We start from the raw sequence: 13,483 nt of genomic DNA on the forward strand, positions 1-13,483 counted from the left end.
CTGACGAGGTTGCTACGGGCATTACAAGCATCAACTCAGGAGTCAAGCATGTCCGACGTGAAAAAGGTCGTTCTCGCCTACTCCGGCGGCCTGGACACTTCAGTCATCGTCAAGTGGCTGCAGGAAACCTACAACTGTGAAGTTGTGACCTTTACTGCTGACCTCGGTCAGGGTGAGGAAGTCGAGCCGGCACGCGCCAAGGCGCAAGCGCTAGGTGTGAAGGAAATCTACGTCGAGGATCTCCGCGAGATTTTCGTTCGCGATTATGTCTTCCCGATGTTCCGTGCCAACGCCATCTATGAAGGCGAGTACCTGCTGGGCACCTCCATCGCACGTCCGCTGATTGCGCGTCGTCTGGTCGAGATCGCCAACGAGACTGGCGCCGACGCCATCTCCCACGGCGCGACCGGCAAGGGCAACGACCAGGTGCGTTTCGAGCTGGGCGCCTACGCACTCAAGCCGGGCATCCAGGTCATCGCACCGTGGCGTGAATGGGACCTCAACTCCCGCGAGAAGTTGATGGAATACTGTGAAGAGCACGGTATCGAAGTCGACTACGCCAAGAACAAGAAGAAGTCTCCGTACTCCATGGACGCGAACCTTCTGCACATCTCCTATGAAGGTGGCGTGCTGGAAGACCCGTGGACCGAGTGCGAAGAAGAGATGTGGCGCTGGAGCGTCAGCCCGGAGCAGGCGCCGAACGAAGCGACCTATATCGACCTGACCTACGTCAAGGGCGATATCTCTGCCATCGACGGCAAGGAAATGGCGGCTCACGAGGTGCTCGAGTACCTCAACAAGGTTGGCGGCGCCAACGGTATCGGTCGTCTCGACATCGTCGAGAACCGTTATGTCGGCATGAAGTCGCGTGGCTGCTACGAAACACCGGGCGGCACCATCATGATGCGTGCTCACCGTGCTATTGAATCCATCACTCTGGATCGCGAAGCCGCACACCTGAAAGACGAGATGATGCCCAAGTACGCAGAGCTGGTGTACAACGGCTATTGGTGGAGCCCGGAGCGTCGCATGCTGCAGGCGGCCATCGATGAGTCCCAGAAAGTCGTCAACGGCGTCGTGCGTCTCAAGCTCTACAAGGGCAATGTGATCGTCGTCGGCCGTCAGTCCGAAGACTCACTGTTCGATGCGTCCATCGCGACTTTCGAAGACGACGCCGGTGCCTACGATCAGAAAGATGCTGCCGGCTTCATCAAGCTGAACTCTCTGCGTCTGCGTATCGCAGCCAGCAAGGGCCGCGGCATCGAGTAAGACAGTCGAGCAAGACGTCGGGTAACGCAGGTTGTCCGCGCGATGAGACTGGCCAGTCGATGGCGAGGGCTCATCTGACTCGATAGCCAGCATATCGGGCCATCATGACGCCGCCCCCTCTTTCAGCATTGCCGCTGCCGGAGGGGGCGGCGTCATGCTATCTAGCATACCGTGCTGTGCTGTGTGACGAATGTGGGGTGCTTCGCATTGGTGACATGCAGTCGACTTGTCTTGTTGGTGAGTCGCTTTTCATGGTCATTCGGGCGTGCCATGCTGATGATCACTATTATTGTTCAAACGTTTAACCTGTTCGCCGTCATCAGTCAGACAGCAACTCCTTATTATTATCACCATCTTCATAATGATTTTGCCGGTGACACTGTTACCGTGCCATGCAAGGGATATTCATCATGTTGGGAATGCTCAAGAAGTTGTTTTCCGCAGGCGAACCTGCGCCCGTCAATGAACCGGAAGCCACCGAATATAATGGCTACCTGATTGTCCCAATGCCGCAAAAGCATGACGGGCAATATCGGGTATCTGGCCTGATTCGCAAGCCGTTACTAGTGAATGGCAGTGAGGAGAGCAACCAGTCTGATGGCAGCGATGTTGCGCAGGGCGGCGGTGAGATGCTGGAGCATCGTTTTGAGCGCTCCGATACCGTACCGTCAGAAGAAGGCGCGGTAGAGCTCACCCTGCTCAAGGCACGGCGGACCATCGACGACCTGGGTGATAGCATTTTTACGCGCTAAATCGCCGATCTCGCGCGGGTTATCCGCGTGGGACATGTATCAATATGCGATATCGGCGTGCCGCGACTCACTGGCGCCATGCTATCAGGAGCACAATATGATCACGGTCCACCATCTGGAAAACTCGCGTTCACAGCGCATTCTGTGGTTACTGGAAGAGCTGAATCTCGAATATCGGCTGGAGATTTACGCGCGTGATGCCAACAGCATGCGTGCGCCCAAGGCATTACGCGAAGTGCATCCGCTGGGCAAGTCTCCCGTCATCACCGACACCACGCTGGCGGGGGAGAGTGCCGAGCCGGTCGTCGTGGCCGAGTCCGGTGCCATCATCGAATATCTGGTAGATCTCTACGCCGCACAGGGCGCAGGCAATACAGCGCACCTGCGGCCTGCTGCTGGTACCCAGGCAGAGCGTGATTATCGCTTCTGGCTGCATTTCGCTGAAGGCTCCGCAATGACGCCACTGCTGATGCGACTAGTGTTCTCGCGTCTCGACAAGAAGCCGGTACCGTGGCTGATTCGTCCGATTGCGCGTCTGCTGGCCAAGGGTGTGAACAGCAACTTCATTACGCCAGAGCTGAAGTCACATCAGGCCTACCTGGAGTCCTGTCTTGAAGGGCGTCACTGGCTGTGCGGCGAGCATCTCACGGGCGCTGATATCCAGATGAGTTTCCCGGTTCAGGTCATGGCATCACGTCAGGGCCTTGACGGTTATCCGAACACTCAAGCTTGGCTGGCGCGCATTCGTGAGCGCGAGGCCTACCAGCGGGCAGTGGCCAAGGGCGGCGAATTTTCGATGTAACAGCGTTGTCAGTGTCGCTGATCGAGAGCAGCACTGGCAGTCGTTGACAGGGGTCGTTAGCGGATAGTTGATAATAAGCAGTGGTTAATGGGGAGTCGTCAGCAGGAAGCTGACAACAGACAGCAGCTGTCTGAACAGGCCAGTTGTAGCGGAGCTTATTTTTGGAGTAGATGAGCTTAAAGGGATGTTTGACAAGGAGTTCACCGAGGGCGTTGGCAATGACACGCAAGAGTCTGCGCGAGCAATCGCTGGAGGCCACCATCCAACAGATGAAGCGCGACAAGGCACGCCTTGAGCGCCGCTTGTCAGGTCTGGAGGAAAAGCTCTCCGCGACCCTCGACGGTACCGGTCTGCGCCTGTGGCAACTGGATGTGTCTAGTGGCAAGCTCACCATCTTCAACTACCGCTGGGGCCGCATGCTGGGCTACCAGCCCGGCCAGCTGAATGCGCAGTTCGACGTCTGGCGTGATCATCTTCACCCGGGAGACCGCGACGAAGTACTCGCCAATCTGGACGACCATCTCAGCGGCCGCACCGAGGTCTATCAGGTGGTGCATCGCATGTTGGCCCGCGATGGCAGTGTTACCTGGGTGGCAGACCGAGGCCGCGTGGTCGAACGCGACGCTAACGGCAATGCCCTCCGCCTGCTGGGTACGCATGTCGATATCAGCCATGAGAAGGACTACGAGTCGCGTCTCAACGCGCTGGCCAGCACCGATGCCCTGACGGGGCTTGCCAATCGCCAAGCCATCAATGGCTGGCGCAAACGGCCGCTGGCCGATGATAGCGTGCTGTTGTTCATCGATCTGGACGGCTTCAAGCAGGTCAATGATCAGCTCGGCCACCGCGCGGGTGATGAAGTGCTGGTACTGCTGGCGCATGGGCTGAACGATGAGCTTCACCAGCTGGGTATTCACCATCATCTTTCGGCCCGTTATGGCGGTGATGAATTCCTGTTTCAGCTGCCGCGCATGACCCCGGAGCGGGTTGAGATGATCACGCGTCGCTGGCTGAAGCGTTTCGAGCGACCTCTTGAAATCAATGGTGGGCTGGTGTGTATCGGCCTGAGTATTGGCGCCTGTTTCGGGCGCGATGCCGACGGCAGTTTCAATACCGCCCTAGAGCATGCCGATCAGGCCATGTATTACATCAAGCGCAATGGCAAGCATGGGGTCAACTTCCATCGTCCTGGCGCGTCAGCGCTGTCAGAGGAAGTGGTCAATGAGCGCGTGGTGCATACGGTGCCATTGTCCCGTGATGCAGAAGTGGCATTACAGGAGCTCGAGCGGACATCTTCACGAGGGACTGAGCCGAAACTTGTCTCGGCGCTGACACCCACAGGTCTGAAGATTGATACTGTCAGCAAGTGACTGTCGCGAGTGATATGAACTCCATGAAAAGACCCTCGAGCGTCAGGCGCCGAGGGTCTTTTCATGTCGCATGCACCACACTCTATATTGATGTCATCCATCGCTGCGTCATATCGACATTCATGGTGACAAGAAGTGATCAGCGGTTGTCACCCCCGTTTGTCACCACCGTTTGTCATCCGAATCTGGCATGGTGGTTACCAATCGATTTCTTGAATGACAATTTTCATCAGTCGGGGCACCAAGCCTCAAGGAGACAGGGATGTTCAGCTCTGATGGTATGCGACAGTTCACCAACCAGCCGCGCCAGATCGTCGGGGAGGCGCTGGCAGGTCATGCACGGCTTTGTCATCCGGATGGCAGTGGTGTACGGCTATCTGATCCCGCCAGTGGCATGCGACTGATCATCCGTGATGACTGGCGGCGTGAACATGTCGCGCTGATTTCGGGTGGTGGCTCTGGCCACGAACCTGCGCATGCAGGATTCGTGGGTACGGGCATGCTGACGGCAGCTGTCTGTGGTGAGCTGTTCGCCTCACCGACGGTAGACGCCGTGCTGACAGCGCTCAGAGAGGTCACGGGCGAGGCGGGCGCGCTGTTGATCGTCAAGAATTACACTGGGGATCGCCTCAACTTCGGGCTGGCAGCGGAACGGGCGCGCCAGGAAGGGCTCAAGGTCGAGATGGTCATCGTCGCGGATGACGTGGCGCTGCCTGACAATCCGCAACCGCGCGGGCTGGCCGGGACACTGCTGGTGCACAAGATTGCCGGTGCGCTGGCGGCCCGCGGTGCCAGCCTCACGGAAGTGGCGGCCGTGGCGCGTCGTGTCGCCGACAGCTGCTCGACACTGGGCATGGCATTCACCATCGGGCGTCATCCCGGTAAGGCACGTGAACAGCGCGCGCCAGAACTGGGTCTGGGCATTCATGGTGAGCCGGGTGCCAGAATGCTCGACATGAGCACCATCCCTGCCGGCGGCGAGGCGCACAGCATGATGGATATGGTGGTGACGGCGCTGCTGGATGGTCATGCCCGCAAGGAAGCCGCCCGCGAGCTTCCCGCCAATGGTCATCTGCTGATGATCAATGATCTCGGTGGCTGTTCAGCCCTTGAACGTGGCGTATTGCTGTCGGAGGCACTGGCACATCCTTCGTTGCAGGCGCTGGGCATTCACGCCGTGGTGGGGCCGCAGCCACTGATGACATCGCTGGACATGCAAGGCTTCTCGCTGACGCTGTTGCCGCTTGATGAGTCGCTGGAATCGGCGCTGGTTGCCGAGTGTGGGCCAGTCGCCTGGCCGGGCGTGCAGCGCGTCAAGCCCTTGAGCTATCTGAATCTCGAGCATGTTGAGTCTCGGCCTTCTGCACCGGTTTCTGTGCAGCCTGCAACACAGGCCCACTCGGACCCCAAGGCTGATGATGACAATGGTCCGGTGTCTGACGGTCAGCGTGCAGATGCAGTGTTGCCGGGGGATGCGCAGGTCGAGCAGAAGCTGAATGCCGTGCTGGAAACACTACTGGCCAGCGAAGACGCGCTGGATAGGCTTGATGCCATCAGCGGTGACGGCGATACCGGCAGTACCTTCGCCAGTGGTGCCAACGCGGTGCTTGAATCGATGGAATGCTGCGAACTTGCCTGCGGTGATGCTGGCCAGTTGATGAACTGTATCGGACAGCAGCTGGCGCGTGGCATGGGCGGTTCCAGTGGTGTGCTGCTGTCGATCCTGTTTACTGCAGCGGCTACGCGCTGGCGTGAGCAGGGCGATGGCCATCCGGTCAAGCAGCGCTGGCACGCGGCGCTGACGCACGGCGTGGCACGCATGCAGCATTACGGAGGGGCCGCACGCGGTGATCGTACCCTGCTGGATGCCTTGCTACCGGCGTTGGATGTCCTCGATACCGCATCAGGCTGTGTTGACTGGGCCGCCATGGCACAGGCCGCCAGGCAGGGCGCGGATGCCACTGCCGAGATGACGACAGGGCGCGCAGGGCGCTCCGCTTACGTACCGGCAGAGCACTTGGCTGGCCATAATGACCCGGGTGCAGAGGCGGTTGCGCGTGTCTTTGAGGCGCTGGCGGATGTCGCCGAAGAACCCGCGTGCTGAGCACTGCCTGACAAGATTACCCGCGCGTGAGAGGGGCTAGCTTGCCGTCTTGCGCGTTGGCAGGCGAATCAGACGTGTCGCGATGGCGGTACCCAGCAGCGTGATGCCCATGCCGGTGAGGATACGGGCGTCGATCACTTCACCCAGCAGCACATTGCCCCACAGCAAGGCGCTGACCGGCACCAGGAAGGTGACAGAGGTGGTCGCGGTGGCACCGGCGCTGGCCAGCAGGCGGAAGAAGATCAGGAAGGCGAGGCTGGTACTGAGTACGGCCAGCGCAATCGCACTGCCCCAGGCTTCCAGGCTGACGCTGGTGGTTGGCCACAGCCATAGGCCGGGAATCAGCAACACCAGTGATGACATCGTGGAGCTGCCTGCCGCCAGGACTGGTGCGGGCAGATGGCTCAAGCGCTGCCGTGAGAAATTGGAGGCGAAGCCGTAGCAGAAGGTCGCGCCCAGTGCCGCCAGGATGAACCAGCCATCGCCGCCGAGCTGGAAATCGAGGCGATCACTCGACAACACATAGACACCGCCGAAGGCCAGCGCCAGCCCCAGATATTGTTGCTTCTGGATGGGCGTGGCGAAGAAAGCCATGCCCAGCAGTGCGGTGAACAGCGGCGTGGTCGCGTTGATCAGCGAGGTGAAGCCGGCCTCCAGCTGGGTGGTGGCCAGTGCCAACAGGCAGAAGGGCAGTGCCTGACTGGTCAGGCCCAGTATCATCAACGCGCCTTTATGATCCCACACCATCTTGAGGCGGCCTGCCCTCAGCAGCAGTGGCGCCAATACCAGCGCCCCGATGCCCATCCGCAACAGAATCAGCGTGACTGGGCCAAACTCTGGTGCTGCCACCCTCATGAAGATGAAAGACATGCCCCACAGGGTGGAAAGCAGAACAAGACGCAGGGCATCGCTGGGGGACATGGTGATCTCGACTGGGTAGAGAAAGACGGGCTATCAGGCTAATCGCTCTCGCCCATGGCGTGAAGCACGATCTTGTGCCTTCTCGTCGTCTTCTCTCAATTGATGCTCCCACAGTCTTGCTCATGTGCGGTTCAGCCTGGAATCGCACCCCGCTGAATCGCGGCGATATCGCGTGCGGCCTGTTCCAGTGCGGGCAGATACTTGAGCAGGTCTTCACGCGACTGGCGCATCACGGGCGCTTGAATCGCCACGCCGATATTGGAAGGTCCATCCGGGTTGGGTGCCAGCACCGCGATGCACACCAACCCCGGCAGGAATTCCTCATCATCCAGTGCGTAGCCTTGCCGGCGGACCTGCTCGATCTCGGCCTCGACGGAGTCGATGTCGGTCAGGGTATTGCGCGTCATCGCGTTCAGCGGTGTGCCCTTGAGCAGGCGGCGGCGCTGGGCGGGCGGCATCTGGGCCAGAAACAGCTTGCCGCTGGCGGAGCAATGCACCGGCACCCGTGAACCGGGATGCAGATAGAAGCGCAGCGGCGCCTGGGTTTCGACGCGATCCAGATAAAGCACTTCGCTGCCCGACAGCGCGGTGATGTTGCAGCTTTCGCCTACCTCCTCCATCAGCCGACTGAGCACGCCGTGACGTGCACCCTGCACGGTATCGTTGAGCAGCAGGTTCTCTGCCAGACGGCGCAGACGCCCCCCCTTGCTGTAATGCCGATTGTCGGCCTCACGCTGCAACATGCCGGAGGTTTCCAGCTGCTGCAGCATGCGATGCATGGTCGGCTTGGGCAGGCCAGTTTCTTCGACCAACCCCTGCAGCGTGAAGAACTGGTCTTTCGCAGCGATGACTTCCAATAGCGCGAGCAGGCGCTGCGCCGGCGTATCGCCTTCTATTTTGCTGACGTCCTTGCTGCTCTCTTTACTGACATCCTGCGGGCCGTTGTCTTGGGCGCGGCTGTCTAGCGCACTGGCGTGAAGGCGGATGTCCTGGTCTGTGACGTTGTTCATGCAGCATTTCTCCATTGCGTAGCCCTGGGGCGGCAGTGCTTGGCTTAACAGTACGCTATCAAAAGCACAAAGTTTCTAAAAAAGAGGTGAATTCTATCATTTTTTGAAATCAGGCTTGACGGCCTGTCTCATGACGGCTAATTTTGGTCACATGTTTCGGTAATCGGAACTAAATGTACCAATAAATCAAAATAACTCGATAGTCGGAGACGCCATGAGCACTCAAGACAGCGCAGACAACCGCAAGGTCGTGCAGGGCATGCAGAAAATGACCCCATCGGAAGCCTTCGTGGAAACCATGGTCGCCAATGGCGTCACCGACATGTTCGGCATCATGGGCTCCGCCTTCATGGACGCGATGGACATCTTCGCGCCAGCCGGCATTCGCCTCGTACCTGTCGTTCACGAGCAGGGCGCTGCTCATATGGCAGACGGCTATGCTCGCGTCTCCGGTCGTCACGGCATGGTCATCGGCCAGAATGGTCCGGGTATCTCCAACTGCGTGACCGGCATCGCCGCGGCCTTCTGGGCACACAGCCCTGTCGTCATCATCACGCCAGAAGCCGGCACTACCGGCATCGGCCTGGGCGGCTTCCAGGAATGCAAGCAGCTGCCGATGTTCCAGGAATTCACCAAGTATCAGGGCCACGTGACGCATCCGTCACGCATGGCGGAATACACCGGTCGTTGCTTTGACCGCGCCATGTCTGAAATGGGTCCGACCCAGCTCAACATTCCGCGCGATTACTTCTACGGTGAGATCGAATGCGAAATTCCGCTGCCGGCCCGTGTGGATCGTGGCCCCGGTGGCAGCAAGAGCCTCGACGCAGCCGCTGAGCTGATCGCCAACGCCAAGTTCCCGGTCATCGTCTCCGGTGGCGGTGTGGTGATGGCAGACGGCGTTGAGCAGTGCAAGGCACTGGCAGAGCGTCTCGGCGCGCCAGTCGTCAACAGCTACCAGCACAATGATTCCTTCCCGGCCAGCCACCCGCTGTGGTGTGGTCCGCTCGGCTATCAGGGCTCCAAGGCGGGCATGAAGCTGATCGCGCAGGCCGATGTCGTCATCGCGCTGGGCACGCGCCTCGGGCCGTTCGGTACCCTGCCGCAGCACGGCATGGACTACTGGCCGAAGGACGCCAAGATCATTCAGATTGATGCCGACCACAAGATGCTGGGGCTGGTGAAGAAGATCTCCGTCGGTATCTGTGGCGATGCCAGTGAAGCCGCTGTCGCCCTGACCGAGCGCCTGACCGGCCGCACGCTGGTATGTGACGCCTCCAAGGATGCGCGCCTGACCCAGATTCGTGACGAGAAGGCTGCCTGGGAATCTGAACTGGATGCCTGGACCCACGAAAAGGACCCATTCAGCCTTGATGCCATCGATGAAGCCAAGGACGAGAAGCCGTTCTCCGGCGGCGAATACCTGCACCCGCGTCAGGTCCTGCGCGAGCTGGAAAAGGCCATGCCGGAAGATGTCATGGTGTCCACCGACATCGGCAACATCAACTCCGTGGCGCACAGCTATCTGCGCTTTGACAAGCCGCGCAGCTTCTTCGCCCCGATGAGCTTCGGCAACTGCGGTTACGCCCTGCCCACCATCATGGGTGCCAAGACCGCCGCGCCGGAACGTCCGGCCATCGCCTACGCCGGTGACGGCGCCTGGGGTATGAGCCTGATGGAAATCATGACTGCCGTGCGTCACGAAATTCCTGTCACTGCCGTCGTCTTCCACAACCGTCAGTGGGGCGCCGAGAAGAAGAACCAGGTCGAGTTCTACAACCGTCGCTTCGTCGCCGGTGAGCTGGACAACCAGAGCTTCGCCGAGATCGCACGCTCCATGGGCGCTGAAGGCATCACCGTCGACCGTCTGGAAGATGTGGGCCCGGCGCTCAAGAAAGCCGTCGACATGCAGATGAACGAAGGCAAGACCTGCGTCATCGAGGTGATGTGTACCCGCGAACTAGGCGACCCGTTCCGCCGTGACGCCCTCAAGAAGCCGGTGCGCATGCTCGAGAAATATCAGGATTACGTGTAACGCCCATCGCTGGGCCGCTGTTGAAAGACAAGTGGTAGAGCGGGTATAGAGCGCTACGCGCAAGCAAGACTGAAAGTCTCTCCCTTGCCCCGGTCATTCTCGATGTCCGGGGCTTTTTCCGTGTGTCGGCGACTCATCAGGGTCGCCAGGAGATCTCCATGAAGGCACTCGACAATATTCTGGCGCGGGCCAAGGCTGACCCGCGACGTATCGTGCTCTGCGAAGGGCAGGATGTGCGTGTGTTGCAGGCCGCCGTGATGGCCGCTGAGCAAGGGCTGGCAAAGGTGATTGTGGTCGGTGATCCGACCGTCATCGCCGCCACTGCCAGAGAAGCCGGGCTTGAGGATGGCTCGCTGGGAAGGTGTGAGCTGATCGACCCCGCCACCTCCGAGCACACCGCCAGGCTTGCCGAGGCACTGCACGCCCATCGCGCGGCCAAGGGCATGACGGTGGAGCAGGCCGCCGAGAAGATTCGTGATCCGCTGACGTTCGCCAACATGATGGTGCGTGAAGGACTGGCGGATGGCTCGGTTGCCGGTGCCGTGAATACCACCGCCGATGTGGTGCGCAGCGCCATCCAGTTACTGGGCCTGGCACCGGGCAGCAAGCTGGTCTCCAGCTTCTTTCTGATGATGCTGTGCAAGCCGTTCCATAACCTGAAGGGCGGGATGATCTTCTCGGACTGCGGGCTGGTGATCGACCCCGACGCGGAAGAGCTTTCGCAGATCGCGCTGGCCGCCGCCGACAGCGCCCAGGCCCTGCTCGGGGAAGACCCACGGGTGGCGATGCTGTCGTTCTCCACCAATGGCAGCGCGCATCACGCCTCGGTGGACAAGGTGGTACAGGCCGCGCATCGCGTGCGGGAGCAACGCCCGGAGATCGCCATCGATGAAGACGTGCAGCTCGACGCCGCCATCGTGGCGGAAATCGCCGAGCGCAAGCTGCCCACCTCACGGGTCAAGGGCACCTCCAACGTGCTGGTGTTTCCCAATCTGGAAGCCGGCAATATCGGCTACAAGCTTGCCGAACGCATCGGCGGTGCCGAAGCCATCGGCCCGCTGCTCCAGGGCCTCGCCAAACCCGCCAACGACCTCTCGCGCGGCTGCTCCACCACCGACATCCTCAATGTCATTGCGGTCACTGTCGTTCAGGCACAGCAGCGCTCCCCGCAAGACTGATTTCTCCTTCTTTTCCTTCTGTTAGCCGCTCACGGCGGATAGGGCAGGCGAAAGCCTGCCTTTAGTCAATAGGTAGTTATCCATTGGTCTTGGGTAATATCTGTGCATATGTTTTTGAGGGGCCAGTAATTCTCATTAAAAATATAGTTCTTTGTAGGCGGGATATGCAATTAATTATGTGCTAACTTGATTTTTGAATCTTTTCTATGAAATATTTAGTGCATAGCTAACAAGGAGGTTTATATGCATAGGCTATCGGAACTTAGTATCGCCAACTTTAGATCTTGTGTTTCAACAACTATCAAGTTGGAACCGTTCACACCATTAGTTGGGTATAACAACGCTGGCAAGACGAACATACTAAAATGTATAGATATACTGGTTAGGGGTAAGGCACAAGATATATCTGTTTTTAATGATCCAGCTGCGCCTATAGAAATAATAGCTTTACTTGAAGGCTTAGATGATCATTCGTTGGCTCATGTTTCAGCTCAGCAAAAAACTAGCTTGCTACCGTATATTGAAGATGGAGCCCTTCAAGTTAGGTTTTATCAAGAAAAGCCAGGTGCTGGCTCTAAATCTGCCGTGTTAGGTATAAGAAAACCTTCTGATGCACAAGGCGAGTGGAGCAATCCTAACGGTTTGTCACAAGCCGTTACGACTCTGTTTCCAGAACCTACTTTTATAAATTCTATGGAAGATTCCGCGGAAGATGTATCTAAATTCAAGGCTGGAAATACAATAGGCAAGTTAATACAGGTTCTGCAGAAAGAGATACTAAGCGTTAAGGGGGAAGAGATTAATGCAGTCTTAGAAGGTGTTGGCAGGAAACTTAATCTTAACGGAGCTGAAAGACTAGAAGAGTTTTCTTCTTTTGATAATGCTGTTAATAGTAAAATCTGCGACTTTTTCCCAGGCTTGTCTCTCAATATAGATATACCTACTCCAGATATCTCTGATCTCTTCAAACAAGGCACAGTTAAAGTAAAGGAAGAAGGTGTAGAGCAAATATCAGAGTTTAAGGAAATGGGGCATGGAGCGCAACGAGCTATACAAATGACCTTGATTAGGCATTTGGCCGAGATAACAAAAGATGTTGCGAAAGAAGGTAAAACAAATCTACTGTTAATTGATGAACCAGAACTATTCTTACATCCACAAGCAATAGAGCTGGTTAGGGCTTCGTTAAAGCAGTTGTCAAGTAGTGGTTATCAAGTGATATTTTCCACTCACTCCCCATTTATGATCGACCAGGAAGATATGCCTATTACAAATGTGGTTAGGAAAAAGGAAGAAGGAACTAAGGTTGAAGTTAGATTGAAAGAGGCAGTTGATAAAGTTATTGGAGATCATGACGCTCAAGCTAGGTTGCTATTTGAGACTTATAATTTGGGTCAAATACTCTTTTCTAACTCCGTGATAATCGCAGAGGGCGATACTGAGAAACAGATACTTCCTACACTCTTTAAAGAGTTTTCAGGCAAAACTCTAGGCGAGTCAAAGCTTGCACTAGTCATTGCAAGTGGATCTAATAACATTCCCGGGATGCTGGCTATACTGAGGGAGATGAATATACCTGCTAAAGCTTTGGCAGATTTAGATTTTGCTTTCACTGTGGCTAAAAAACAACGTCTGATTGAGAAGGAGCATCCCTCACTTGAATCTTGCTTGAATTTATTGGTCGAAATACAGCCTGAGCATAAATTTGTTTTAAATGGTGGAAATCCCTCTGGTGGTAATGGTTTTACTGCAGCTGATATATTCGAAATCCTTGCGGCTGATGATAGATCTAAACGTTATATTGATGATTTAAGGTCTTACTTTATTGAAAGGTCTATATGGATATGGTCTTCTGGCGCAATAGAACCGCATTTATGCTTGGAAGCTAAGAGTACAGGTGAATGGTTTAGATTCAAACAAAAGATTACCACGACATCGTTAGATGAAGCAGTAAGGGATAAAGATTATATTGATGAGCTAGTAACTTGGTGCCTTAGTTGAAGGATCTCAATTTATTTTTAATATGGGGGCTAAAGGGAATG

General features: G+C 57.0%; 10 protein-coding genes. 8 read left to right on the top strand and 2 right to left on the bottom strand.

Going from position 1 to position 13,483, the window contains the following annotated elements; all coding sequences use genetic code 11:
- Window positions 1-9: 9 nt before the first annotated feature.
- The 5 genes from CFN46_RS05090 (at window position 10) to CFN46_RS05110 (ending at window position 6,297) form a co-directional block, all read left to right on the top strand.
- Window positions 10-1,269, top strand: coding sequence for an argininosuccinate synthase (locus CFN46_RS05090; RefSeq protein ID WP_254918412.1), 1,260 nt, complete (start codon window positions 10-12; stop codon window positions 1,267-1,269).
- A gap of 410 nt (window positions 1,270-1,679) precedes the next feature.
- Complete coding sequence (locus tag CFN46_RS05095) at window positions 1,680-2,021, top strand: HlyU family transcriptional regulator (protein ID WP_246116500.1); 342 nt, start codon at window positions 1,680-1,682, stop codon at window positions 2,019-2,021.
- 97 nt (window positions 2,022-2,118) lie between these two features.
- Window positions 2,119-2,823 carry a glutathione S-transferase gene (locus CFN46_RS05100; protein ID WP_088742873.1) on the top strand — a complete coding sequence of 235 codons (705 nt, stop codon included), beginning with the start codon at window positions 2,119-2,121 and terminating at the stop codon, window positions 2,821-2,823.
- Window positions 2,824-3,041: 218 nt separating this feature from the next.
- The gene (locus CFN46_RS05105) at window positions 3,042-4,193 is read left to right on the top strand and encodes a sensor domain-containing diguanylate cyclase (RefSeq protein WP_217897780.1); all 1,152 of its coding nucleotides are present in this window, start codon (window positions 3,042-3,044) and stop codon (window positions 4,191-4,193) included.
- Between the two features lie 262 nt (window positions 4,194-4,455).
- Window positions 4,456-6,297 (top strand): dihydroxyacetone kinase subunit DhaK, encoded by a 1,842-nt coding sequence (locus tag CFN46_RS05110; RefSeq protein ID WP_254918413.1) that lies wholly within the window; start codon window positions 4,456-4,458, stop codon window positions 6,295-6,297.
- Window positions 6,298-6,333: 36 nt separating this feature from the next.
- Here the strand turns inward: CFN46_RS05110 and CFN46_RS05115 are convergent, their stop codons facing one another.
- Window positions 6,334-7,218 carry a DMT family transporter gene (locus CFN46_RS05115; RefSeq protein ID WP_088742874.1) on the bottom strand — a complete coding sequence of 295 codons (885 nt, stop codon included), beginning with the start codon at window positions 7,216-7,218 and terminating at the stop codon, window positions 6,334-6,336.
- Window positions 7,219-7,349: 131 nt separating this feature from the next.
- Window positions 7,350-8,228, bottom strand: coding sequence for an IclR family transcriptional regulator (locus tag CFN46_RS05120; RefSeq protein ID WP_024952546.1), 879 nt, complete (start codon window positions 8,226-8,228; stop codon window positions 7,350-7,352).
- Between the two features lie 214 nt (window positions 8,229-8,442).
- On the opposite strand from CFN46_RS05120, the gene xsc reads away from it, so the two are divergent.
- The 3 genes from xsc (at window position 8,443) to CFN46_RS05135 (ending at window position 13,442) form a co-directional block, all read left to right on the top strand.
- Window positions 8,443-10,263 carry a sulfoacetaldehyde acetyltransferase gene (gene xsc, locus CFN46_RS05125; protein WP_088742875.1) on the top strand — a complete coding sequence of 607 codons (1,821 nt, stop codon included), beginning with the start codon at window positions 8,443-8,445 and terminating at the stop codon, window positions 10,261-10,263.
- 158 nt (window positions 10,264-10,421) lie between these two features.
- Window positions 10,422-11,441: a phosphate acetyltransferase gene (gene pta / locus CFN46_RS05130; protein ID WP_088742876.1), complete on the top strand. Its 1,020-nt coding sequence runs from the start codon at window positions 10,422-10,424 to the stop codon at window positions 11,439-11,441.
- 243 nt (window positions 11,442-11,684) lie between these two features.
- Window positions 11,685-13,442 (top strand): ATP-dependent endonuclease, encoded by a 1,758-nt coding sequence (locus CFN46_RS05135; protein ID WP_088742877.1) that lies wholly within the window; start codon window positions 11,685-11,687, stop codon window positions 13,440-13,442.
- Window positions 13,443-13,483 lie beyond the last annotated feature (41 nt).

The organism is Cobetia sp. QF-1 (assembly GCF_002213105.1).
Lineage (GTDB): Bacteria > Pseudomonadota > Gammaproteobacteria > Pseudomonadales > Halomonadaceae > Cobetia > Cobetia crustatorum.